We start from the raw sequence: 25,622 nt of genomic DNA on the forward strand, positions 1-25,622 counted from the left end.
TAAAATTACTACAACTTTTACTTAGTTTACGTAAGGAGCACCAATGATCAACGATATCAACGCGCAGTCAAGAGAACATATCTTTTACGATACCTTAAAGGGCGTCTTGTTATATCACAATGACCTGGCCAATTATCCACTCCACTGGCACAACGAAGTGGAGCTTATTTTGGTACTCTCAGGTTCCCTTAAGGTTAAGTTTCACAATGACTCTTCTGCTGTCGTAAACTGTATGCCTGGCGATATTATGCTGATCGCACCAGGTACACTCCATGAATATATTTCAGATACCCCTGGAGGAGAAAAACTTATCCTCCTGTTCGATCTTGCAAACTATTCACAGGTTTCATCACTGATCCCACTCATAAAGGGTCTTCCACCCTATACGCATATCAGTCAGAATCTGTATCCGGTTGAGGTTGCTCGTCTTCAGAATTATTTCTGGGAAATTGACAGGCTCTATGGCCAGCAGGATGAATTCCTTCAGATTTCTGTTTATTCCCTGGTATCTCTGATCCTTGCCCAGATAGGCAGCATGCATCTTAACAATGCCGTCGCAGGCAAGGATACACCAGATAACCAGCGCAAGAATATCGATAAACTTGTTGAAGTCACCAACTACATCGACTCTCACCGCTCTGATGATCTTACAGTCGAGCAGCTGGCTGACCTTGCAGGATTCTCCAAGTTCCACTTCGAAAGACTCTTTAAGGCTTACATGGGAATCTCCTGCTATCAGTATATTACTAAGCGCCGTGTTCTCATGGCCCAGGAGCTTTTAGGCGATACAGACCTGTCCGTTATGGACATAGCCCTTCAGTCCGGCTTCTTTAGTCTGTCCACCTTTAACCGTGTATTCAAGGATATCAATAAGTGCTCTCCTACAGAATACCGCAAGCTCTACAGGACCGGAGCAGATTTAAGTCCTGACAAAACTAAATGAATCAAAGTCAAAGTCACTTCCTGGAAGGAACACAAAGGTAATGTCCCACTTTCCTTTTCTTTCTCCGATCTGGAAAGTGACTTCTTTATATTCAGAGCTTTGTGGGAACTCCAGGATTTCCTTTATCTCTGTGCCAGCTTTGTCATATGTTTCCATCGCACCTGTATCACCAGTTTCGGCGCTGGCATTTTCATTTATCTTAACAAGTCTCAAATGAATTGTATTGGCTGCTGCCCTGGCTCTTCCACAGATTGTGACTTTTCTTGTTCCCTCTGCTCCAAAATCTATGTCATCAAAACCTAACGTTACATTATTGCCAATTCCCTCAACAGTATTTTCTGTCCTTGTAAAGGTATCTCCGTAAATCGAATCCGCATCCAGGGCTCTTATCTGCGTAAATGCCCTGAGCTGCCTTTCAAAAGAAAAGCCCTTTATATGGAATTTGTTAAATACCTTAAAGCTTATCGTCTGGATTCCAGTTAATCTCTCTGAGAGTTTCCAGCTATCCTCCTGATATACATTCCAGATAGATTTCTTCTGGTAGACTGCCGCCTTTAAGAGTGTCGCGCCATCCTCACCAGGAATACCCTTCCAGATTTCTATATCATAAGCATCGTCATTTAAGGTAAAGATAGGAACGGTGATCACATCAGATCCCTCTTTTCCAAAATCGATGCCTGCATAGGTTATAACAGTCTCCTCTCCCTTGGCAGAAGCAACACCAAACTCATTGCCGCTTCCAACAAGGCCAATATATGAGGTATAAAGACTTCCCGGAATAAAGCCATAAGGATCAAGGAATGCTGCCCCAAGCCCAGTAACCTCAAATTCAAGGCAGGACATGACAGCTACAGTATCTCTTCCGTTCGAAGCTTCGCATCTTAAAGTAAAAGAGCCATCTCCAAGAGCTGTTACCTGGCACATACCGCTTTCTTCATCTATTACGCTGATCTTAGCTATATTAGTTTCAGTTCCGTTTTTATTTAGAGCTCTGAAAACCAGCTTTTTATCTGTAGCATCTGCAGGATAAACCCTGGCCTGAACTATGGCAGTCTTAGTATCACTATTTAAAGACCTTGTGCCCTCTTTCACAGTAAGCTCAACCTTTCTTACTGGAACTGTGGATGCTTTCTTGACTTCAATCTTCACATTATCCACAGGACCCTCAGGCAGGACTATAGCAAGAAGTTTGCCGTTAAAGAGCTTTCTGGTGCTTGCCTTATAGCTGTCATAGTCAGTACTGTCACCGTTATCAAGGCCTATTAGTCTTCCTCCAGACACATATACATCTACGTAATCAGAAGCGTTCTCAACAGGATTACCGTCACTGTCTACCGCGCTGATCTCTGCAAATACAAGCTGGATATCAGCAAAAGAGGCAGACTTATCCACATTGCTATATTCAGAGGTCTCTAATCTCTTATCAATCTCAACCACAAACTTATCTGTATCCCCAAAGGACTTGTGGATATCTTTTGCTAGTTCTTTTCCCGAAGCGTCATAGCAGATAGCTGTGATCTCGCCCTTTTCATAGGGCACTTTATAGTCTGCAAAAATCTTGTTGCCACTGTGAGGCATATGTGTAAGTTCCTGTCTTCCAAGGCTCTTTCCATTTACGAAAAGTTCAACCTCAGGGCAGTTACTACAAACTCTCACATCAATAAGCTGACCTTCATTGAAATCCCAGTATGGGAACACATGAACAAAGGGGTCCTTGTCAGGGCTGACCCAGGCAGATTTCCAGGCATAAAAGGCGTCCTTATAAAAGCCTGCTGTATCAATAAGTCCAAAATAAGAATTCTTGGTATGGTAAGGTGTTGGCTCTCCTATGTAGTCGTAACCTGTCCATATAAACTGTCCCATGGAAAACTCCATGTCTCTGTCCTTGCAGATACAGTTTTCTATGCTGTCAGCTCCCCAGCTTGTTGTGCTGTTTCCAAGAGATGAACACTGCTCATCTGTATCAGAAAGGATTGGTGCAGAAAGAGGGAAATGGTAAACTCCTCTACTCTGTACGATAGAGTAGGTCTCACTTCCGTAGATAACCCAGTCAGGATGCGCCTTGTGATGCTCTTCATAATAGTTTTCTGCATAGTTATAGCCTGCAACCTTAAGGATATCCGCGCACTTCTGAGCCATCTCCCAAGGCATATAGTTTGAGCCTATTGTTGCTCTTGCATTCTTTAAAGGATCATGCTTTTCCACAAGACTCTTTAGATCTCTTGTAACTTCCTGGCCTCTTTCGCTGGAATGTGTATCGTAAATCTCATTACCAATACTCCACATTATTACAGAAGGGTGGTTTCTATCTCTTCTAACCCAGCTGGCCACATCTTTGTCATGCCATTTTGGGAAAAATCTTGCATAGTCAAATTCCGTCTTGGCACCTTCCCACATATCAAAAGCTTCTGAGATCAAAAGAAATCCCATCTCATCAGCAAGTACAATCACGTGAGGATCATACATATTGTGAGTAAGCCTTATAGCATTTACTCCCATTTCACGCAGCTGCAATAATCTCCTGCGCATAGCAGAGTTATTGTAGGCTGACCCTAATGCTCCAAGGTCATGGTGAAGGCATACTCCATTTAGCTTTAAGTTTCTGCCGTTTAGGAAGAAGCCCTTCTGCGGGTCCATGCGGACATCTCTAAAGCCTATCTTGATTTCTTCTGTCTGAATACATATTCCTTCTGATGACTGTAGTTCAACCCTCAGTGTATAAAGTTGAGGCTCCTCTATATCCCACTCAGAAACACCTCTTACATTGAAAATTCCAACCTGAAGGCTGGAGGCTGTATCTGCCTCTTTCCCTTTATTAACGCTTTCTATAGTAGTTGGAAGGAGATCTGCAAGAAGTTCGTCATTGTCGCAGGCTTCAAGAGTAATTTCTTTTCCCTCAGAATCAAAAAGAGAATAGCGCACTGCTACCTTCTCATTGTCTGCAGAGCAGATTTCTGAAGTTACGATCATTTTATAATCACAAAGAGATGCCCCCTGACTCTCTGAGTCTGGCAGCTTCTGGCTGTGAACATATATGCCATTTTCAGGAATATAGGTCTTTTCATAGTCGCAGATCCATACATTTCTGTATATTCCTGCTCCTGAATACCATCTTGTATTTGGGAATTTGCATCTTGCGGCCACAACTATTTCGTTGAGACCCGGCCTTACAAACTCCGATATTCCAAGAATAAACTGTGAGTATCCATACTTCCACTCACCAGCGACCTGGCCGTTTATATAGACAAGGCTATCCATATAGATTCCGTCAAAGATAAGAAACAGTTCTTTTGACAGATCCTTATCTGTTAGCTCAAAGCTCTTTTTGTACCATCCTGTACTGTCCCTATAAAGGTTCTGGGGATCAGTTATCATATAGTCATGGGGAATTACCACATCTTCAAATTCTGAAACATGGTTCATAGCCTCCTCGTAACTTACTCCATATTCTGATTCCCAAAATTTCCATCCGCTGGTAAATAGTTTCTTCATTCCTGCCCTTTCCAAAGCTCTTACTCAAGCTGGTCTTTTGCTTTTTTTATCCTCGTCGTTTCCTGTTCCTTCTATAATTTCCAGAAATGGTCCCATAGGTATTTCTGTCTCGTTTGTTATAAGTCCCCCGCTGTAGGTGTTATCGCAACACCACATTATCTCTTTGGCCTCCTCGTAGGCCTTATCATCCTCGATGTAAACTAGTAATCCCCCGTTGTCTGTATCGATTATCACTTTTGCTTGTACCTTTTCTTTCTTACTTCTTACAAATAAATCTGTTATTTCTGTTCCTTTTCCGGCATCCATGACCTTGAGGCCACCTGCATGAGATAGCTTCACTTCTATGGCCTTTTTGCCATTTCTATCTACTATCTTTTGGGCACTTACAACTTCAGGTCCCATATACTCGCCGTTATAACCATATTTAAGATGTGATGCCCAAAGAGCCAACCTCTTTCCAATAGGCTCTTTTGTAACAGGATGAAGATCATTATCTTCGCCAAGTCCCAATGTCACAGCAAGTCCCGTTCCCGGAATATCAAGGATCCCTCGCTGGGTTAATCTGAACCTTCCCCAGTCATCATCTATAGGGCAGTCAATTGTAAAGTTTGGAAGCTGAACCCCGATAAATGGGAGGTTTTCCTCGTTCCATGCCTTCCTGTAGCCCTCTATCTGACGCTTTGTAAGCTCGTTGTAATCATAGCCATCCTCAACATTGGACTCTCCCTGATACCAGATCACTCCATCTATTGGGAAATTATGGCAAGGGTATGTCATGGCATTATAAAGACCTGTAGACTTCCAGTTAATAAAGTCTGTAGGCGGGATCATGTCGCACTTAGCGCCAATCCTGTATTTCCAGTGTTTGTCCCATTTCCCATTTGTAGAGCCATCAAAACTATCAAGTCTCACTGAACATTTATCATTAAAAATCTTATAGTCCTTGTCAGGAGTAAATCTTCCAAGCCCTGTTTCCACGCATACTCTTATGACTATTGTGTTATCTTTTTCCCTGGTAAGACCTTCTGGAATATCATATTTGCGTGGTGGATACTGATAAGGAGTATCTCCCACTCTCTGCCCATTAACAAATACGACATCGTTATCCACAATTGTTCCCAGGAAAAGACGAGCCTTCTGCCCTGCAAGTTCAGTTGGAAGGTCAAACTTTCTTCTAAACCATACGCTTCCTATAAAGCCATCAAGCTCTGTTCCCTTGAAAAATGATGGAATTGCAAATTCTTTCCACTGATCATCAGTATCATCGCTGCCATCCCAGGCTTCCCAGTGCTCGCTTATGCCAAGATCTGTCTCATAAAGATTCTTCCTCCAGGCGTCACCATTTTCCATATTGCTCTTTGCAACCTGTTTCCTGAATTCTGCATCAGAATACTTGTCTGCCTCAGCTAAAAGCTCATCATAGCCCTCAAGCATTTCTCTTCCCATCCAGGAAGAAATCCTTGAGCCGCCAAGACTTGCGTTTATAAAGCCAATAGTCTGCCCTGTAATATCCTGGAGATTCCTGGCAAAAAAGTAAGCTGTAGCAGAGAAATTTATGATTGTCTCTTTATTGACACTTGTCCAGCTTCCTGATTTAAGCTCCTCAAGCGGGCCTTCAAAACTACTGTCTTCTATGATCTTGAAGGTTCTGATCATGTTGTTATCTGCAATTTCCAAAAGCTCCGGATATTTATCTTTTACCCTGTTTACCGGTAGCTCCATGTTAGACTGTCCTGTGCAGAACCACACCAGACCTATCATAACGTCATTGATGATAATAGTCTCGCCTCTGTCATCAGAAACCTCCAGATTATATGGGCCGCCGCTTTCACGGGCTGGAAGATAAATATCAAATCTGCCATTATCTCCGCAGCTGATGCTGGCTGAACTTAAAATGTTTTCCTCAGATATACTATCCTTTATTTTCTCCGTAAGAGAAACTGTTATCTGAGCATTCTTTTCATCCCATCCCCAGATATGTATTGCCTTTCTGCGCTGAAGAACCACTCCATCAGACAAAAGACGAGGTAAAATAAGTTTTGACATTGAACAGACTCCTTATTTTTCAGATTAATTTGAACATACTACATACTATTCTTCTAGGCCAATTCTTGAACAAATTCGAGAATCATATCCACAATAAAACATTATACAAAGCCCCTTTTCATTTCTCCGCGTATATAATGCGGGTATTTTATCAATTCATGCCTTTTTATCTGCTATAATATTTCTGTACATTTGTTTCTTGTTGTCCGGCATCCGATATGGGGGAGGAACCACCATGACAAGTAATCTTACTATTGGGGAAATAGTTCTACTCAACAACCTTATGTACTGCGAACAGCTTGGGGGGCCTGATGGCACTTTTGCTTCAGCCGTCTGGAATGGCAAAACTGTTGGCGACTACATAAATTCTGTACTATTCAATGCTTCTAAAATAAAAGATGATTACGAATACAGTACCGGCGTTACAGGCGCTGAGTATAAAGAGATCCTGTGGGCAATAAGGCCCAATGAACACCTAAAAAGCCTTATAGTCCGCGACTCCCACAGGGAAGATATTTCTGCAGGAGAAAGCCGAAGTGCATATTTGTTTGACCCTTCCTGCAATGAAGCTGTTATTGTATTTAAGGGAACTCAGGGAGACGCTGAATGGATTGACAATGTATCAGGGCTTTATCAGGTGCCGACTGCATTTCAGGAAAATGCCTTAAAATGGTTCCAGTCTCTTGACCTTAGTGACTGCCAGTGTATAACTGTCACAGGCCACTCAAAAGGCGGTAATAAATCAAAGTTTATCACTATAATGGATGACAGAGTTGATAACTGCTATTCCTTTGATGGTCAGGGATTTTCTGATGAATTTATAGAAAAATATGCATCCAACATAATCAAGAATCAGGGCAAGATTCTTAATATCATTGCCCAGAGCGATTTTGTAAATATTCTTCTAAATGACGTTGGTAAAAGACAATTCTATCTGGGAACAAACTTTGGAAGAATGGGCTTTGCCGAAAACCACTGCGCAAATGCTATTCTCTTTTACGATGACTTTGGGGGAATGAGCGTTTGGAAGGCAGATTCCCAGGATCCCAAGATGGCAGATCTTGATATCATGCTAAACAGCTTTATAAGGTCCACCAGAATGTCCACAAGAGAAGGCGTTGCCAAGATGCTGGGGGCAGTTATCGTATGCGCTGAGCATGGGGATACAAATGGCCTTATAAATATCTTTTCCGACGAGCAGCACTCAGATAGCGCTGCCAAATTGGTTGCATATATCCTGAGGTATAAACAGGAAAAGCCAAAGATGGTACAATCTGTAAGAGAGATATTAAAGCAAAACGGCTTCAACACTGGAATTCTTGGGCTTATCAACTTTGTCACCAATTATGACCTTTTGATGGAGCTTATCGGCAAGCAGCCAAGTGCAGTTATTTCTCTTCTAAAAATGAATCACGTTAATGAGTCTGTTGTAACCTTCCTAAATAAACATATGGAGCTCTTTGATTTCCTGGTTCGTACAGCCAAGTACATGCGCAAGGTTGATCCAAACAAATATAGCGGCGAAGATTTAAAGGCTGAGGATGTAGGAACATTTATCGGCAGAAGAAAGAAAGTCTTCATATCCAGAAGGATGCTCATTAGGATAGCTATTATTGCAGCTATAATAGCCCTTATTGTTCTATTCGTGGTCATTTTCTAGAATCTTAACATTATAATTTTTTACTAGATTGGAGTTTTATTATGTCTATCAGTGCTTACTTAAACCCAGACTTTACCTTGGGGAAAAAACTAATTTTTCTTCTTATTACTTTCATTGGAGTAGGTATAAGTATTGGAATCATCTACCTTTCAACCAATCTCGTATTAAACAAGAAGCTTCATGGCAGAAGCCGTGAAATAGCTATGGACCTTGCCTTTGTGGACAAGGTCCAGCGCTTTTTTGAAATGCTGATTGCAGGAGTTTCCGTTTTGTCCTTCTCCTGCTCCTACGTCATCATAAATCATATCTACACCCTTGCCCAGTCCGGTGCTGCGGGTAAACTCACCAGCACAGAGCGCATGCTTTTTGAAATGTGGTCAGAGGGTAAAGATTTTCTGCTTCTTCTCCTTATTTTGATGTCCTGCGTTATCAACACTCTTCTGGACACTTTTATAATCCCACTAAAAAAGATCACAAGAGAAGAAAAAGCTACCATTCGCATGCTCGCTATGTTCTACGTCATTGTGATCTTAATGTACTTAAATACTATTGGTGATGAAAGCCAGTACAGCCCAGTTATGATGTACTACTTTGGTCTTATGGTAGGTAGATTCGTCTATTTCGACGCATCCTTTAAGGACTTTTTGGTTGCCCTTAAGAATATGTTCTTCAACTTGCCCTACATGGCTCTCACCCTGATACTTATAGGTCTATTAAATCTCTTTGGCTTTAATATGGGATACCTACTTGAGCGAAACTACTACATAGTTGGTATCTTTTATACACACCTGTTCCTCATGGTGTGCATTTTTGTTGTGCACGTTGTATGGATGATCGTGGCCCACAGAAATAGTACTGGGGGACGGAGTTAACGGTCCATTTTCAGTTCATACAATCTTATTGAATGTCTCAGCAAGTGCAGGATAAATAGTCTTGAACTGCTGATATCTTGCTTCATACTTCTTAACAAGCTCTGGATCTGGCTTCTCTGTCTTATCAACCTTAACAATTGCAGCTGCTGCTTCTTCTACAGTCTTGTAAGCTCCGCAGGCTACCATTGCAAGCATAGCGCCTCCCATACCAGGGCCTTCCTCGCAAACAGGAACGTCAACCTCTACGTTGAGTATATTTGCGATCATCTTTCTCCAAAGAGGGCTCTTAGCACCGCCGCCACAGATCATTGTTCTAGAAGGAGCAACTCCAATAGATTTTGCTACCTCGAACATATCTCTAGTTGCAAATGCAACGCCTTCAAGTACAGCCTGTGTCATATCCTCTCTTGTTGTATCCATTGTGATACCTGTAAAAGTAGCACGTGCATTAGGATTATTCCAAGGTGATCTCTCGCCCATAAGATATGGCAGGAAGAATACGTGGTTCTCGCCAAGCTTCTCGATTCCCTTCTGCTCTGCAGCATAATCCTTGGTCTTAAGGATTTCATCATTCCACCACTTGTTACAGCTGGCTGCACTGAGCATGCATCCCATAAGATGGAACTTGCCATCAGCGTGGTCAAATGAATGAAGGGCATTGTTACTGTCTACAGCAAATGAGTCTGAAGACATGAAGATTGTTCCACTTGTTCCAAGAGAAACATTACATTTATTAGGTCCAACTGTGCCTGTTCCAACAGCTGCTGCTGCGTTGTCACCAGCACCTGCGGCAATAACAACATTCTCAGAAAGTCCAAGCTCTTTTGCAAGATCAGCCTTAAGTGTTCCAACCTTCTCAAAACTCTCAAAGAGCTGAGGAAGCATATCTTCTGTAATTCCGCAGATATCACACATCTCTTTTGACCACTTGCGGTTCTGAACATCAAGCAACAGCATTCCTGAAGCATCAGAATAATCTGTGCAGAAGGTTCCTGAAAGCTTATATGCAAGATAATCCTTAGGAAGCATTATCTTTTTGATCTTCTTGAAATTCTCAGGCTCATTTTCTTTTACCCAAAGAATCTTTGGAGCTGTAAATCCTGCAAAGGCGATATTTGCAGTGTATTTGGAAAGTGTCTCTTTTCCAATCTCTCCGTTAAGGAAATCTACCTGTTTCTGAGTTCTTCCATCATTCCACAAAATAGCAGGTCTTAAAACGTTGTCATTTTCATCAAGAATTACAAGGCCGTGCATCTGGCCACCAAAACTGATACCTGCAACCTGTGACTTGTCAGCATCCTTCAATAACTCCTTGAGTCCCTCGATTGCCTGAGCATACCAGTCCTCAGGTTTCTGCTCTGACCAGCCTGGCTGTGGGAAAAATAAAGGATATTCTCTTGTTACTGTTCCATGGATCTTGCCTGTTTCATCCATAAGCACAAGCTTAACAGATGATGTCCCCAAATCTACACCAATGTATAACATTTATGTACCTCCTCGCATATGAAAAAATAACACTATTATTTTACATATTTTGCCCCTTATCCGCACTCCGTATTTTGCTATTTACTACTTGATTATTGTTACTTGATCCTTATGTCAGTAATAGCAACCATATCTCCGGAAAGAGCTGCATAAACCTTGTCTCCGCCATCAACTACAGTAGTAATATTTTGGATTTCTATGCCCATGTTTGTTGTCTTAAGCGTCAGAGTATTTCCTTTGCAATGTAATTCAACCTCATACTCTAAGCCTGCCTTATTTGTTTTCTTCCAGGTGTCCCATCCAGGGAAATCTTCAAGCTTTCTCATGGTAAAACTATTTCTGGCATACAGGTCGTTTTTATCTATCTCACCATTTAGCTTTATAAGTGCGTATTCCTTGTAACCAGGTCCGCCGACCTTTCCATCTTCAGAATAATAAAGTACAATCGACGGACAGTGCCACATAAGATTCGATGCAGGAAGAGACATGCTGTGGAAAGCAATCTCCATAAATCCATCTATCTCAACCCCTTCAGTATAAGCAGATCTGTAGCTGTCAATCTGAACATTAGGAATGTCTGATTCCATGCGCTGAATATAGCTGACCATATCAGCAATTCTTGTAATATCTCCCTCAGTAGTTTCCTCATCTGATCTGTCAACAGTGATATTGCTTATATAGCAGTTCTCACCCGTTATTGCTATTGCAGCAAACTTAGAACTATCAGGTAACGCTATCGTCACATCTATATCCTTTTTGCCATCTGTCATGCTGATCTTCACATGATCCTCATATCTTGTGGCAAAAATTACATACTTTCCGCTTTCCCAGTCAGAATTATCCTCTGAAATATCTTCTACAAAAGCCTCCATGTTCCTTGCTTCTGTAGAAACATAATGTCCATCAAACCACACTTCACCATACTCAGTATACTTGTAGGCATCTATAGATCTGGGATTTGTATGTATCCTTCTGTCATAGGAATCAAATACGATTATTGAAGGCGCGCTAAAATCGCTATCCTTATTCTTTCTAGGTTCAGCAAAAAAGCTGATGCTAACTGGTGAATTGGCTATAAGTATGCCTTTTGTTATCTTATCTCTATAGGCTGAGCACAGAATTGCCTTCTCTATCTCATCCTCTGACTTTTTCTCTGTCAGAGCCTGCTCTGCTGCCATTCTGTCCATGATTTCAACCATAATATCCGTAAATACAGGATCAAGCGTAGTTCCCGATGCCTTTATCAGTTCCTCTCTCACAATGAGTTCCGGGAGAGGATTACTAAACTTACTCCGTGTGGTCATAGAATCATAAGCGTCAACAACTGCCATGATCCTTGCAACCTCTGGAATAGCCTCACCTTTAAGTCCCTCCGGGAAGCCTGATCCATCATACTTTTCATAGGCGTATCTGGCTGCTACTGCCAGTATCGGGTACTCTCTGATATTTGATAATATCTCTTCACTATAGATAGGTGCCCTCTTAAATACTTCGTATTGTTCAGGGGACAGCTTATTGGCATTTTCTATGATTCCATCAGGAATTCCCATTACTCCTACGTTGTGTAAAAGAGCTGAATAATAAATCTCATCAATCTCATCGTTGTTCTTACCTGCTGCTTTTGCTATTCTTCCTGCCATTTCTGCCGCCTTGGCGGAGTGACCTTTAGGAAAAGCATCCTTCATTTCCATGGCTGCCACAAAAGCAGTCGCAGTCTGGTCAAACAGCCTTTTCATACTCTTTTTATCTTCTTCAAGAGCCTGCATCTCTATCTCATGGGCATGAAGAACAGTTGCGTTTACGTCCAAATAAGTAAATACGTACAGGAAGATTGAAACCAGCACCATAGCCATATTTACTATTGAAATTCCATAAGTAAATATTTGTAGTATTCCCACAGCCAGAGGGAACATAAGATATATTACAAGTGCTGTATATATGATCTTGCTAAAATATCTTTTATATTGTCTTACGACAGAGAAGAGAATAAAGGGACATACAACCGGAACAATATAGCTTATAAGAAATCCTGGGCCTCTGTGATAAACATTCATACTGTCAAAACTATAATACAGCCCTGTAAAAGCAGCTATAACAGCCAGGACCATTCCAAATATGGATAATAGTGCAACCAGGCGAAGTCTCTTTGGTATCTTCTCGAGCTTGCCCTCTTCTGTTAAAAGGTCTGTCAGATACAGGTTGAATCCAAATACAACTGCAGATGTCAAGAAGAAAACTACGAAGTTGCTGACTCTGACCATTACAAGACCAGTCCTTGTTACATTACCGCTATACATATAGGCCTGTCTGTCAAACATAAGAAGGGATGTGGCTACAAGCTCCATCATTACAAGGATCCATTTTCTCCTTTTTGAAAGAAACTTGGTAATGACAAGTAGCAATGCCATAGTAAAACAGGCCGCGCTAAGTGCCAGCATAATATCAAGTTGATGAGTTCTTATAAAATCAAACATCAATCTGCTCCCTGTAAATCAATTCATTCAAACAATTCTTCCATTTTATCCCAGTCAAAAGTCTTAAGAAGTTTTGCAAGAGTGTTAAGCTTGTCCTCATCCTCTTTAGGCAGGCGGAACTCTTTTAGCTGCCCAAGGATCATTTCAACAGCATCATAATCCATCTGAGAAATAACATCTTTAAGTGCACTATAGGCATCATTAAGGTCTTCCTCAGATATCATCTCTTTTCCTTCATCGTCAGCACTTGTGTCAAATTCCTGATCCATCTTCTCTAGCTTTTGCTTGAAAGCACTATAATCACTGATCAGCTTATTTGTATGAAGATCTATGAAGCTCTTATCTCCGTCTTTTCCAGCCTTTTCAAGATCTGCTGCCTCTTTTGAAAGTTCAAGTGCACCGATTATTCTGGCAGAACTCTTTAAAGCATGAACTTTTATTGTGTAAAGCCTTATATCTCCGCTCTCATAAGAGTTTGTGATAACTGAAATGTTGTCATCAATAGTGTCAAGGAACAATCTAAGTGCAAAGATATAACTTGAAATACTTCCAGAGTTCTTGATACCATCATCAACTGATAGACCCTCCACTTCATTGATCCACAGCATGTTATCAGGAAGCTCTTTTAACTCTTCTTCATCTTCTTCATCTTCTCTTGTCATGACCATTTCAGGTGGAAGATGTTTTAATATCGTGCTCTCAAGTGTGGCACTATCTACAGGCTTGGCAAGATAGCCGTTAAAGCCTTTTGACTTATAGAATTCCTCTCCAGCAGCTGCGTTAGCAGTAAGTGCATACACTGGAAGATCAGGATATATTTCTCTTATCTTGGCACAGGTCTCTATTCCGTCCATTCCTGGCATCATATGATCCAGAAGTACCACGTTAAACTTGCTCTCTTTGATCTTTTCAAGAGCCTGCTCTCCACTGTCTGCTGTGGTAACAAAGACCTTTGTAGCCTTTAGTAATCCCTTTATAACGCTAAGGTTCATCGGTGTATCATCAACTACCAGAATGTCTGCGTCAGGAGCAATAAATTTAGGAACATATGGACCACTACTTGTATCGTGCTCAATAAATACGCCTATAGGAGTAGAGTCCACGATTCTCTGCTTAAAAGTCAGGATAAACTCTGAGCCTTCGCCATAAACACTTTCACACCAGAGATTTCCTCCAATAAGCTCTGCAAATCTCCTTGAAATATCAAGTCCAAGTCCTGTACCCTGGATGGCACTGTTCTTTTCCTCGTCAAGCCTTTCATAGGCCATGAAGAGCTTATCCATATCTTCTTCTTTTACGCCAATACCTGTATCCTTAACTGAGATTCTGAAATCACAGATATCATCCTTCCTTGCTTCCATCGATACAGTAAAGGCAATTCCACCTTGCTCAGTATATTTAACAGCATTTGTCAAAAGATTAAGGACTATCTGCTTTATCTTTCCTGCATCTCCATAGAGTCTTTTGGGAATGATCTCATCTACTACAACTTCAAATATCAGCTCTTTTTCCGTACTTCTTGATCGTATCATGGATACGATTGAGCGCAGCTGATCCTGAACATCGTATTCCTGCTCCACAAGATGCATCTTTCCAGACTCAATCTTGGACATATCCAGAAGGTCGTTGATAAGTCCCAGCAGAGATTCCGTAGCATTTTTTATGTCAAGAGAATAGTTCATCATAGACAGGAAATAATTCTTGGGAACATTTGAAGCATCTTCTCTTAGGATCATTTCATTCATACCCATTATGGTATTGATAGGAGTTCTGATCTCATGAGACATATTAGCAAGGAATCTGGATTTTGCAGTGTTGGCTCTTTCTGCCTCTTCTTTGGCTGCTTTTATCTCCTTCATCTGTTTGGAAATGACTGTGGATTTAAGTACTCGCCATACTATATATCCTGTTGCAAAGGCTATCAGCAGAAGGATAAATATCTTTACAATGAACAGCTCGAAGAAACGAGGTTTCTTGATAATCAGAAATCTCTCATCATGAGTCACTTCATCCCTGTTATTGATGAGCTGGATGTGCAGGGTATAAGTTCCATAGCTTAATGATGTGTACTCAAGTGTAGATAGTTCACTTCTGGGCGTGGTAAGACCCTCACTTTCTTTTCCCTCAAAGAAAACCCTGACATTAGGATTAAGCATTGTATAATCCATAACTGAAGGGGTTATCTTAATACGTGCTGTATCTGCAGGTATTATATATGTGCCTTGAGAATCCGGATAAATAACCTCATCATCACAATAAACTGAATTAATTGCTATTTTGACTGTGTCACTCTCTTCAAAGTACTTATTTATATTTACCCTGATAACGCCCTCTCTACCTGGCACGTAGAGGTTACCATCTTCATCCATGCACCCATACTCCTGGGAAGTCACAGCATAGGGCATACCATTAGATATAGTATAGAGTTTGTAAGTATGTACATTGTCATCGAGCATTTCCTGGGCCTTAACCCTGTAGATGCCATAGGAAGATAATATCCACACATTTTCAAACTCGTCATAATAGATGTCATAGTTATTGTTAAAGGGAAAAGAAGATACGATAGTCAACTTTTCCTTACTTAAATATTCTATTGAATTGGATGTAATAACCCAGTATACATCTCTTTCCTTGTCCTCCTTTATTCTGAGGACCACCTCGCTTGTAAGCCCATCCTCGAGGCCTATATGCTTAATATCATCTCCGTCTATGATGTATAGTCCACCACCATCAGTTCCTGCCATTATGATACCGTCTTCTCTTTCAATAAGAGTGAGGATCATGGCATTTAATAAGCCCTCTTTTACACCATAGTTCTTTACAATCTTGTCGTCCTTTATTATAGATATTCCGCCATTTGTTCCAGCAATAATGGAACCATCTTTTGTTTCTGCCAAGCATCTTACTGAATTATCACCAAGTCCATCTACAGTTGTATAGATCTTGAATTCTCCACTCTGCGAATAGCATATCAGGCCCTTACCTCTCGTATAGGTCGCGACCCAAAGATTCCCCTTACTGTCAGCCATTATGTTTCTTACTCTGGCATCTCCTACGTATCTTGTAAGGTTATTATTCTCCAGTACACCCTTTTCATTCAGGATAAAAAGACCATTATCAGTTCCAACATATAGCTTGCCCTGATAATAGCAGGTAGCATTGGTTACATATTGTGGCAAGCCGTCAGATTTTGTCATGTCCACAAAATTATCTGTAACAAGCTTCATTACACCCTGGGTAGAAGATGCATACCACATATTCCCCTGGTAATCTGAGGTCATCATCTCTATAGCACTATTCATTGGAAGATCATTAAGTTCAGTATAACTACCATCTGCATCTATATAGCCTGCTTCGGAAGTTGTTGAAACCCAAATTCTTCCGCATTCATAGGAAATCCAATGAGCAGCCTTGTTTCTTGGAATAGATGTGGTTTTAAGGCCAATTGCCTTTGTCCCCAGCTTTCCGTGGTAAATATAACCTTTTTCAGTACAAATATATAAGTTCCCTCCATGATATGGATCTGTCATCATGGTAGTTATCTTTGCCATTCCAAGGTCTTTGCCACTGTATATGCTTGTCACAAGACAATTCTCAATTGTAAAAATATACCCATTAGCGGTATGACCATATATTTTTCCATCAGCACCTAGCTCAAGCTTAAGAATTCGCTCTGTATTTAGAATTCTATTTTCTATTTTCTTAATCTCAAAATTTTCGTCGATATAGCATAATCCCTGAGTTGTACCAATTATGAAATTTCCTTGGTAATCCTCTGCAATGCTTCTTATTGATGAAGAGGGAAGACCATCAAAAACAGTGAATTGAGTCCTCTCTTTACCGTCAAGGAGAACCACTCCGTTATCATTGGTTCCAACCCATATTCTCTTTTTGCTATCTTCAAAAAGAGTCCTTGCACTTGTTAGTCCATTTGATGTGTCAAGCCTTTCAAAAAGGATTCCATCATAGCACACAACGCCACTATAGCCGCCTATCCATATATGTCCATCACTTGATCCTAGAATACACATAGCATCAGAGGTTGGAAGGCCGTTGGTAGCATCATAAATGTACGCAGCATAGCCAACTCCCTCAAGTTGCCTTGTTACTGCATATCCACCGCCGTACTTATTTACTTTTTCATAGGGCAACACCCCGCTTCCATCTGATGCTGCAGCGTTTAGTGAAATGTGGACTATTTCGCATATCATTAGCACTACTGCGATGGCGTAAATGTATTTTTTCTTTAAGTTTTTCATTTATACACTCTTTCCACCATATTTCATCATGATGACCTTTATTTCAGGAAGTGCATCCATAAAAGCCTCAAGGCACTTAGGGTCAAAAACTGTTCCATTAAAATCTCTCATGATATCAAGAGCCTCATCAAGTGGGTATGCCTTTCTATATACCCTGTCCGATGTAATATCATCAAAAACATCTGCTATTGCCATTATTCTTGCAGATAGAGGAATAACCTCTCCATGAAGTCCTTCTGGATATCCGCCGCCATCCCAGTGCTCATGATGGTATGTTGCCATATTTCTGGCTTCTTTCAGGTAATTATCACCATTTGAGGTACTGATGGCGTTGTCCAATATCTTTTTACCTTCAATTGTATGTGTCTTTATTACTTCAAACTCTTCCGGAGTTAGTTCTCCAGGTTTCTGAAGTATTTCATCCGGAATCTTGATCTTACCTACATCATATAAAGGTGCAGATCTTACAACATCAGAGAAAAATTTAGGTGTCAGTTTTTCTGCATAGTAGCCCTTTTTCTTAAGACTCTCCATTATTATTCTGACGTAGGCCGTAGTTCGCTGTATATGTGCACCCATATCAAGGTTTCTGTTTTCAACCATGTCAGCCATTGTCATGATAAGACCATCCTGCATCTTGGCTGTGGATTCAGACAGTCTTCTGATGCTTCTCATCTGCTCTGCCTGATTTAAAGTCATGCTGCAGATACTCTTATATAGCTTTTCTGTTTCATCTCCTGTATGTATATCCAGTGCACGTATTTCCCTTACATTAGAGTCAAGCTGTTCCTGGGAGTCATCCCCTTTACTGAATCTGTCAAGCATTTCAGCCATACTACTAATGGGGTAAGTGTCATAAACGTCAGTTGTCCATAAGGCATAAGCTACTATCAGTACAAAATATCCAGACAGGATGATCACAACTTTGAGAATGAAGGTTCTCATATAGCCTGCCATGTATGCCAGAGAGACTTCCGCAACAACGTAGCATACGCAAGTTCCCTCCGCATCATATACAGGGTTAAAAACTATCATTTTCCATCCAAAAAGTGAGCCCGACTCTACATAGCCTGCCCTTCCACTTACAGCCTTCTCTTTTACTTTTGTCATTCCAAAGTCATCGTAGGATACAAATTCCCCCAACTCGTAAGGATCTGGCTTTTTCTCTGTGGGAAGGTCGAAAATATAAATGACACCATCTTCCTGGGATTTAACAATAAAGAGATTTTCAAGCCCATAGGCATTATCTCTTATTGTGGATAAAAGATTCTGAAACAGCAAATAACTATCGTCTTCTTCTCCTTTTTCCAGGAAATTTTCAATAGACTCTGGGTCTATCATTTGAGTCGTGAAGCTGGTTGCATTCCAGGCACTATCAATTCTCTCATTTTTTTGATTTTCAAAGTACAGGCTTACTCCAATCCACCCCATGATAAACACAAGAATAATTGAAGCCCCAACAAGTGTGTAGGCCATCCTTGATCTGGCGGTTACCTTAACATCCTTGTCCCAAGCCTTTATTTTTTGAAGCTCATCGATTGATAATGGTCTTTGTCTCCATCCAACATCCTGAACAATTTTTATCTCTTCCATAGGCGTATAGTAAACAACTATAAAGGCCATGAATGAAGAAAGCATCTTGTCCAAAATGTTAATAAGTGTGCTGCCAATATATAAGGAAAGCTGCTCTGAAATATGAAGGTTGTCATGTATAGGGGTCATGATTTCTACAAGTATGCTATTTTGCATTTCTCCAAATAACACATCCTGGATAAAAGCACCCATGAGGCCGGAAACAGCACCTGCAATCAAGCCAAATATGATAACTCTTTCTATTTTGATAAAGGAATATTTTCTGGAATACCAAGCGGTAAAGATAGCGACAGCAACATTGACAATCATGAAGAAAACAGAATTATCATCAATCACTGCACATAGTGTATTTGATAAAACAGCCGTCAGGATTCCCGGGAAAAGCCCTCCTATTACCGAAGATATTATTGTGCCTACAGTATCAAGAAAAATAGGAAGCCCAAAATGATGAGTTATGAAAAAAAGCAGCACATTAAAAAATACCCCGGTAATAACCAGGATAACACGCCACTTTCCACTATCTTTTTTCATCTTAACTTCATTTCTCAAAAGTCGCCCCTCCGATCCCTGATCAATGTGATAGCATAGCGTTAATTTTCATATCCCAGGAAACATATTTCTTGGGATATGAAAATTAACGCTGACTCCGATTCCGGAGTCAGCGTTCCATAAATCAAAACTTATTGATCATTAAGATGATCGTGTCCGGAAGAAGAACCTATTCTGACTAAGGCTCTGTACAACTTGGCCTCGGCTCTTATCCTGGCCTCATTGTCAAGCTTTTTGTCTTTTAGTCTCTCCTCCGCCTTTGCCTTAGCGGCCTTGGCACGCTCTACGTCAATGTCCTCACTCCATTCCCAGGTAGTTGGAAGGACTCTTACTTCTCCGTTCATGACTGAGAGCATTCCACCGATACAGGCTGCTTTTCTCTCCTTGCCATCTTCAAGGACTACCTTGGCAGTTCCCATTCCAATGGCAGTACAGTAGTTGGTATGACGAGCAAGAATCTCAACATCACCATCTATTGTACGAAGCAGTATCTTCTGGACTTCGCCTTCATATTCAAGACCATCTAAGGATACAACCTGTAAATGATATGTTGCAGCCATATTGCACTCCTTTTACATATTATGGGCTAAAAGCATTACTGCTTTTTAGCCTTCTCGAATACTTCGTCGATAGTTCCAACAAGAAGGAATGCTGACTCTGGGAGATCATCGCACTCACCGTCAAGGATCATCTTGAATCCACGGATTGTCTCCTTAAGAGGAACATATTTTCCAGGAAGACCTGTGAACTGCTCAGCAACTGAGAAGCTCTGTGACAGGAAGTTCTGGACCTTACGAGCTCTGTAAACTGTAAGCTTATCTTCCTCTGAAAGTTCGTCCATACCCATGATAGCGATGATATCCTGAAGTTCACGATATCTCTGGAGCACCTGCTGTACGCCTTTTGCTACCTCATAATGCTCTTTTCCTACGATATCTGGTGAAAGGATACGGCTTGTTGAATCAAGAGGATCAACAGCTGGATAAATACCCTTTGATGCGATATCTCTGGAAAGAACGGTTGTAGCATCAAGGTGTGTGAATGTTGTAGCAGGAGCAGGGTCTGTAAGGTCATCAGCAGGTACGTATACGGCCTGAACTGATGTGATAGAACCCTTCTTGGTTGATGTGATACGCTCCTGAAGAGCACCCATTTCTGTAGCCAGTGTAGGCTGGTAACCTACGGCTGAAGGCATACGTCCAAGGAGGGCTGAAACCTCTGAACCAGCCTGTGTGAAACGGAAGATATTGTCAATGAACAGAAGCACGTCCTGATTCTTGACATCACGGAAATACTCAGCCATTGTAAGTCCTGAAAGGCCAACTCTCATTCTGGCTCCCGGTGGTTCATTCATCTGTCCATAAACCAGTGCAGTCTTATCCAAAACTCCACTTTCCTTCATTTCTCCGTAAAGGTCATTACCTTCACGAGTACGCTCACCAACACCGGTGAATACTGAAATACCACCGTGTGCCTTGGCAACGTTGTTGATAAGCTCCATGATAAGTACGGTCTTACCTACGCCGGCACCACCGAACAAACCAATCTTACCACCCTTAGCATAAGGGCAGATAAGGTCAACGACCTTGATACCTGTCTCAAAGATCTCTGTAGCAGGAACCTGTTCCTCATAAGCAGGTGCAGGACGATGGATTGGCCATCTCTCTTTTGCACCAGGATCTGGTCCATTATCAACAGGATCTCCCAAAAGATTGAAAATTCTACCCAGACACTCATCACCAACCGGTACAGTGATAGGGCTTCCAGTATCTACGGCATCTGCGCCTCTGACAAGACCATCTGTTGAACTCATGGCAACGCATCTTACTACGTCATCTCCAACCTGCTGAGCAACCTCTGCGATCAGCTTACGGTCTTCGATCATGATTTCTATGGCATTGTGAAGATCTGGAAGTTCACCCTCTTTGTATCGGATGTCAAGTACAGGGCCTGTAACCTGTATTACCTTTCCAACATGATTTTCACTCATTGTTAAACTCCTTATTCAAAGTTGTTATATCCTAATGAAGTTCTGTTCTCGCACTTCATGCAAGGAATTTCTGCTCTCGCACTTCGTGCTCGACAGAACAAGCTTCGTACCAAGGCTCAATAAAACTTCACCTGGTTCTCAGCTTTCGGCACCAGCGACAATTTCTGTAATTTCCTGCGTGATGCTTGCCTGACGAGCTCTGTTATAGTACAGACTCAAGGTCTCTATCATTTCTTCTGCATTGTCAGTTGCAGCTTCCATAGCAGTTCTACGAGCAGCAAGCTCACTGGCATAAGAAATATTGATACTGGTATATAGAATGCCCGCCAGATACTCCGGAACTATAGCATCGAACACTGTCTCGCTGTTTGGCTCATAAAGGATAAGATCCCTGGGCTTTCCATCGCTCTTTTTATTGTCAGATGAAAGATCTGACAGTGGTAAAAGAGATGTAGCCATCGGAACCTGGGACAGCATGGACACGAAGTTTGTGTAACACAAGAATACATGTCCAAATCCGCCACCACCATATGATCCACAGATAAGCTTGGCTATCTGGAAACAATCAGAGATAGTTGTTTTGGCAACCTCGGCATATTCCTCAGTAAGGATTGGAATATTTCTGTGTTTAAAGAACTCCACAGATTTTTTACCGATTGGAAGAACTGTCACGTCCTCTTTGTCCTTGATCTCAGCTTCAACAAACTTGAACAGATTAGAGTTGTAACCACCTGCAAGACCTCTGTCTCCGGCAATAACAACATAGAGCCATTTCTTATCATTTTCACCTGGCTTGGTGTAAATAGAACGGTAATCTGTATTACCATTGGCTATATCTGTAAGTGTTTCAAGCATTGTCTCAAGGTAGGGCTTTGATTCATCAGCTCTTTCCTTGGCTTTACGAAGCTTTGATGCAGCAACAAGCTGCATAGCCTTCGTAATCTGCATTGTGCTCTGGACGCTCTTGATTCGGAGTTTAACAGCTTTCATTGATCCAGCCATTATTTATCCTCCTTATCTGCTCTTAACGAACTTATCTGTATAAGCGTCTAATGCTGCCTTTAACTTATCCTCTGTTTCCTTTTCAAGCTTGCCGCTCTCACGAATCTCACGCATAGCAGCAATTCCGGAAGGATTCTGATCAAGGAAGTCATAAAGACCAGCCTCATATTCAGCAATATCGCTTGCTTCAACCTTCATCAGGATGTTATTAACAACCGCATAGAGAATAGCAACCTGCTTTTCTACAGGAACAGGCATATTCTTGTTCTGCTTGAGAACTTCTACGATACGTTCGCCCTGTGCAAGACGGTTCTTGGTGTCTTCATCAAGGTCTGAACCGAACTGAGCGAAGCTCTGCAGCTCACGGTACTGTGAATATACAAGTTTAAGTGTTCCGGCAACCTTCTTCATAGCCTTGATCTGCGCATTACCACCTACACGGGATACGGAGATACCAGGGTTAACCGCTGGCATGATTCCTGAGTGGAAAAGCTCTGTCTCAAGGAATATCTGTCCATCTGTGATAGAGATAACGTTTGTAGGAATGTAGGCTGATACGTCACCGGCCTGTGTCTCGATGATAGGAAGGGCTGTAAGTGAACCTCCTCCATTCTCATCAGAGAGCTTAGCTGCTCTCTCAAGAAGTCTTGAGTGCAGGTAGAAAACGTCTCCAGGATAAGCTTCACGTCCTGGTGGTCTTCTGATAAGAAGTGAAAGTGCTCTGTATGCTACAGCGTGCTTGGACAAGTCGTCATAGATACAAAGTACATGTTTGCCCTTGTGCATAAAGTACTCACCCATAGCACAGCCTGTGTATGGTGAAATGTACTGAAGTGGGCTAGGCTCTGAAGCTGTAGCTGCTACAACGATAGTGTAGTCCATAGCTCCGCCCTTCTTAAGATCTTCAACCAGTGATGTAACTGTTGAACGTTTCTGTCCAATAGCAACGTAGATACAGATAACATCTTTGCCCTTCTGGTTAAGAATTGTGTCAACTGCGATAGTTGTCTTACCAGTCTGTCTATCGCCGATGATAAGCTCACGCTGTCCTCTTCCGATAGGGATCATGGAATCGATAGCCTTGATACCTGTCTGAAGTGGTTCTTTTACCGGCTGTCTGGCAATGATACCAGGAGCTGGTGATTCAACTGGTCTATATTCTGCAGCTTCGATTGGTCCCTGGCCATCAATAGGCTGGCCGATAGCGTTTACTACACGTCCAATCATCTGCTCGCCTACAGGAACAGATACAACCCTTCCTGTACGCTTTACGGTCTGTCCTTCGCTGATTCCTACATCCTCGCCGAACAATACCGCGGATACTACTGTTTCCTCGAGGTTCTGAGCCATTCCAAAAGTACCATTTTCAAACTCCAAAAGCTCTCCGGACATACAGTTCAAAAGTCCGCTAACTCTGGCAATACCATCACCAACGGTAAGAACTGTTCCAGTCTCGTTCTGGATAATTGCATTCTGATAATTCTTTATCTGGCTTCGAATGACCTCGGATATTTTTTCTGGTTTTAGTTCCATATCATCCTCCGATGTTTATTATTAGATGACCGTTTCATCAACACGTCTGCGAAGCTCGGATAACCTACCCTTGACTGTGCCGTCAAAGAGCTGTCCCTCCAGATCCACTCTAACGCCGCCCAGGACTGATGGATCTGTCTTCTGTTTCAATAAAATCTTCTTACCGCTGATCTTTTCAAGTTTTTCTTTGAGAAGACCAAGCTCTTTATCATCAAGAGCTATAGCTGTAGTAACGACCGCATCTGCTATTCCATGTGCCTCGTTGTAGCTCTTTCTAAAGCGTTTCTGACAAGCAGAAAACTCTCTCAAAAGGCCCTTCTCGATGAGAATCTTGATAAAGTTCAGAAGATATGGCTGCAGGCTTCCAGCAAATGCCTGATCTACTAGCTGCAGTCTTTCATGTTTTGGGACTGAAGGTTCCGATAGGAGGGTTATGTAATCAGGGTTTTCTTTGAATATCCCTTTTACAGCCTCCATTTCGCCCAGTATTTCATCCGTAAGGTTCTCTTCCGCTGCCAGATCATATAGGCTCTGCCCATAAAGATCTCCAGCTGCGCTCATAAATTTCTCCTTTTACCTTAACCTTATGCTCCAACCTTATTGATAAAGTCATCAATAAGCTTTCTATGATCGGCTTCGTTGATTTCTTTCTCAACTACCTTGCCTGCGATATCCATCGCAAGACCACCGATTTCATCCTTGGCCTCGTTAATAGCTTTCTTCTTCTCCTGCTCTATGTCAGCAGCAGCTCTGGACTTGATTCCGGCTGCTTCCTCCTGAGCCTCCTGCACAATTGTGTCTGCTTTTTTCTGAGCTTCCTTCTGTGCTTCAGAAACAATCTCAGCAGCTTCTGCATGTGCCTTTGTCAGGCTGTTTTCATATTGCTCTTTAAGAGAATCAGCTTTATCCTGGGCCTCTCTTGCCTCTCGGATCGTTTTATCTGCAAGTTTTTTTCTCTTTTCAAGAATGTCATTGATAGGCTTGAAAAGGAATTTCTTGATCAAAAATACCTGGATAAACAGGTTGATTATCTGAATGATAAACGTCCAGGGCACTAGTGTAACCAGATCCTGCGTCTCTTTAACGTCCGCAGTGATCATCATTAGGGCCTGTATATCCATATGATTTCTCTCCTTATTTTGTGTTTACCAACTGATATCCACTACATATTGCAATGATTAAGGGCTGCGCAGTTGCTTTGCTGCTTTCGCGGCGCTTATCACTACAAATTGCATTAACCTCGGATTGCTCCACTTCGTTCTCGCAATCCGGCGGACATTCGGAAATCGTAATTTTTATTTCATAAAAATTCCTTTTTTCCTCATGTCCTTGCGGTCTTCAAGGTTTCAAATCCTTGCATGCAAGCATGCGTATTTGAAACTTTGAATCCCTTGTTACTGCAAGTAATTCATGAACATACCTGGTGCAACGAAGATAAGAAGAAGACCTGTAACGAAACCATAGATACCAGTTGTCTCAGCAACCGCACAACCAAGGAGCATGGTACCTGTAACGTCGCCCTTACACTCAGGCTGACGTCCGATAGCTTCAAGAGCCTTAGAAACAGCAGTTCCTTCACCAATACCAGGACCAATACCTGCGATAAGTGCACATCCTGCACCTAATCCACATCCTGCAAGTGCTATACCTTTTGCTAGTACCTGAAAATCACCCATAATTCTTTGCCTCCTAAATGAAGTTTTCTTGTTTTTTGTGTATTTATA

16 protein-coding genes are annotated in these 25,622 nt (G+C 41.7%); 3 read left to right on the forward strand and 13 right to left on the reverse strand.

Going from position 1 to position 25,622, the window contains the following annotated elements; genetic code table 11:
* The first annotated feature begins 43 nt into the window (after positions 1 to 43).
* Complete coding sequence (locus tag G631_RS0110645) at positions 44 to 943, forward strand: AraC family transcriptional regulator (protein WP_026489430.1); 900 nt, start codon at positions 44 to 46, stop codon at positions 941 to 943.
* On the opposite strand, the gene G631_RS0110650 is transcribed toward G631_RS0110645, so the two are convergent.
* Both G631_RS0110650 and G631_RS0110655 read right to left on the reverse strand, forming a co-directional pair.
* On the reverse strand, positions 920 to 4,435 hold the full coding sequence (locus G631_RS0110650; protein WP_035789696.1) for a DUF4982 domain-containing protein: 3,516 nt from the start codon (positions 4,433 to 4,435) through the stop codon (positions 920 to 922). The two genes, G631_RS0110645 and G631_RS0110650, sit on opposite strands and share 24 nt — an antisense overlap.
* 24 nt (positions 4,436 to 4,459) lie before the next feature.
* Positions 4,460 to 6,481: a sialate O-acetylesterase gene (locus tag G631_RS0110655; protein WP_026489432.1), complete on the reverse strand. Its 2,022-nt coding sequence runs from the start codon at positions 6,479 to 6,481 to the stop codon at positions 4,460 to 4,462.
* A gap of 235 nt (positions 6,482 to 6,716) precedes the next feature.
* Between G631_RS0110655 and G631_RS0110660 the strand changes: the two genes are divergently transcribed.
* Both G631_RS0110660 and G631_RS0110665 read left to right on the forward strand, forming a co-directional pair.
* Positions 6,717 to 8,141: an Mbeg1-like protein gene (locus G631_RS0110660; protein ID WP_035789698.1), complete on the forward strand. Its 1,425-nt coding sequence runs from the start codon at positions 6,717 to 6,719 to the stop codon at positions 8,139 to 8,141.
* Between the two features lie 41 nt (positions 8,142 to 8,182).
* Entirely contained in the window at positions 8,183 to 9,013 is an 831-nt protein-coding gene (locus G631_RS0110665; protein ID WP_026489434.1) for a hypothetical protein, read from the forward strand.
* A gap of 15 nt (positions 9,014 to 9,028) precedes the next feature.
* Here G631_RS0110665 and xylB read toward each other — a convergent pair whose 3' ends face one another.
* From xylB to atpE, 11 genes are all read right to left on the reverse strand, one after another.
* Entirely contained in the window at positions 9,029 to 10,498 is a 1,470-nt protein-coding gene (xylB, locus tag G631_RS0110670) for a xylulokinase (RefSeq protein ID WP_026489435.1), read from the reverse strand.
* Positions 10,499 to 10,596: 98 nt separating this feature from the next.
* The gene (locus G631_RS0110675) at positions 10,597 to 12,972 is read right to left on the reverse strand and encodes an HD-GYP domain-containing protein (RefSeq protein WP_026489436.1); all 2,376 of its coding nucleotides are present in this window, start codon (positions 12,970 to 12,972) and stop codon (positions 10,597 to 10,599) included.
* Positions 12,973 to 12,995: 23 nt separating this feature from the next.
* Positions 12,996 to 17,231 (reverse strand): hybrid sensor histidine kinase/response regulator, encoded by a 4,236-nt coding sequence (locus G631_RS0110680; protein ID WP_026489437.1) that lies wholly within the window; start codon positions 17,229 to 17,231, stop codon positions 12,996 to 12,998.
* Entirely contained in the window at positions 17,232 to 19,373 is a 2,142-nt protein-coding gene (locus G631_RS0110685; protein ID WP_026489438.1) for an HD domain-containing phosphohydrolase, read from the reverse strand.
* 131 nt (positions 19,374 to 19,504) lie between these two features.
* The gene (gene atpC, locus G631_RS0110690) at positions 19,505 to 19,933 is read right to left on the reverse strand and encodes an ATP synthase F1 subunit epsilon (protein ID WP_026489439.1); all 429 of its coding nucleotides are present in this window, start codon (positions 19,931 to 19,933) and stop codon (positions 19,505 to 19,507) included.
* Between the two features lie 35 nt (positions 19,934 to 19,968).
* Entirely contained in the window at positions 19,969 to 21,363 is a 1,395-nt protein-coding gene (gene atpD / locus G631_RS0110695; RefSeq protein WP_026489440.1) for a F0F1 ATP synthase subunit beta, read from the reverse strand.
* 138 nt (positions 21,364 to 21,501) lie between these two features.
* On the reverse strand, positions 21,502 to 22,365 hold the full coding sequence (gene atpG, locus G631_RS0110700) for an ATP synthase F1 subunit gamma (protein WP_026489441.1): 864 nt from the start codon (positions 22,363 to 22,365) through the stop codon (positions 21,502 to 21,504).
* Between the two features lie 12 nt (positions 22,366 to 22,377).
* Positions 22,378 to 23,898 (reverse strand): F0F1 ATP synthase subunit alpha, encoded by a 1,521-nt coding sequence (gene atpA / locus G631_RS0110705; protein WP_026489442.1) that lies wholly within the window; start codon positions 23,896 to 23,898, stop codon positions 22,378 to 22,380.
* A 21-nt stretch (positions 23,899 to 23,919) separates the two neighbouring features.
* Positions 23,920 to 24,459, reverse strand: coding sequence for an ATP synthase F1 subunit delta (gene atpH / locus G631_RS0110710; RefSeq protein WP_026489443.1), 540 nt, complete (start codon positions 24,457 to 24,459; stop codon positions 23,920 to 23,922).
* Positions 24,460 to 24,482: 23 nt separating this feature from the next.
* The gene (gene atpF / locus G631_RS0110715) at positions 24,483 to 25,019 is read right to left on the reverse strand and encodes a F0F1 ATP synthase subunit B (protein ID WP_242829095.1); all 537 of its coding nucleotides are present in this window, start codon (positions 25,017 to 25,019) and stop codon (positions 24,483 to 24,485) included.
* A 273-nt stretch (positions 25,020 to 25,292) separates the two neighbouring features.
* Positions 25,293 to 25,574, reverse strand: a complete 282-nt coding sequence (gene atpE / locus G631_RS0110720; RefSeq protein ID WP_026489445.1) for an ATP synthase F0 subunit C — start codon at positions 25,572 to 25,574, stop codon at positions 25,293 to 25,295.
* Positions 25,575 to 25,622: the final 48 nt, after the last annotated feature.

Source organism: Butyrivibrio sp. XBB1001 (assembly GCF_000424505.1).
In the GTDB taxonomy this organism is placed as follows: Bacteria; Bacillota; Clostridia; order Lachnospirales; family Lachnospiraceae; genus Butyrivibrio.

What these genes read in the sequence shown, in the direction of transcription:
- G631_RS0110645 (WP_026489430.1), top strand. Translation starts at nt 44, where the DNA reads ATGATCAACGATATCAACGCGCAGTCAAGAGAACATATCTTTTACGAT.
- G631_RS0110650 (WP_035789696.1), bottom strand. Translation starts at nt 4,435, where the DNA reads ATGAAGAAACTATTTACCAGCGGATGGAAATTTTGGGAATCAGAATAT.
- G631_RS0110655 (WP_026489432.1), bottom strand. Translation starts at nt 6,481, where the DNA reads ATGTCAAAACTTATTTTACCTCGTCTTTTGTCTGATGGAGTGGTTCTT.
- G631_RS0110660 (WP_035789698.1), top strand. Translation starts at nt 6,717, where the DNA reads ATGACAAGTAATCTTACTATTGGGGAAATAGTTCTACTCAACAACCTT.
- G631_RS0110665 (WP_026489434.1), top strand. Translation starts at nt 8,183, where the DNA reads ATGTCTATCAGTGCTTACTTAAACCCAGACTTTACCTTGGGGAAAAAA.
- xylB (WP_026489435.1), bottom strand. Translation starts at nt 10,498, where the DNA reads ATGTTATACATTGGTGTAGATTTGGGGACATCATCTGTTAAGCTTGTG.
- G631_RS0110675 (WP_026489436.1), bottom strand. Translation starts at nt 12,972, where the DNA reads ATGTTTGATTTTATAAGAACTCATCAACTTGATATTATGCTGGCACTT.
- G631_RS0110680 (WP_026489437.1), bottom strand. Translation starts at nt 17,231, where the DNA reads ATGAAAAACTTAAAGAAAAAATACATTTACGCCATCGCAGTAGTGCTA.
- atpC (WP_026489439.1), bottom strand. Translation starts at nt 19,933, where the DNA reads ATGGCTGCAACATATCATTTACAGGTTGTATCCTTAGATGGTCTTGAA.
- atpD (WP_026489440.1), bottom strand. Translation starts at nt 21,363, where the DNA reads ATGAGTGAAAATCATGTTGGAAAGGTAATACAGGTTACAGGCCCTGTA.
- atpG (WP_026489441.1), bottom strand. Translation starts at nt 22,365, where the DNA reads ATGGCTGGATCAATGAAAGCTGTTAAACTCCGAATCAAGAGCGTCCAG.
- atpA (WP_026489442.1), bottom strand. Translation starts at nt 23,898, where the DNA reads ATGGAACTAAAACCAGAAAAAATATCCGAGGTCATTCGAAGCCAGATA.
- atpH (WP_026489443.1), bottom strand. Translation starts at nt 24,459, where the DNA reads ATGAGCGCAGCTGGAGATCTTTATGGGCAGAGCCTATATGATCTGGCA.
- atpF (WP_242829095.1), bottom strand. Translation starts at nt 25,019, where the DNA reads ATGGATATACAGGCCCTAATGATGATCACTGCGGACGTTAAAGAGACG.
- atpE (WP_026489445.1), bottom strand. Translation starts at nt 25,574, where the DNA reads ATGGGTGATTTTCAGGTACTAGCAAAAGGTATAGCACTTGCAGGATGT.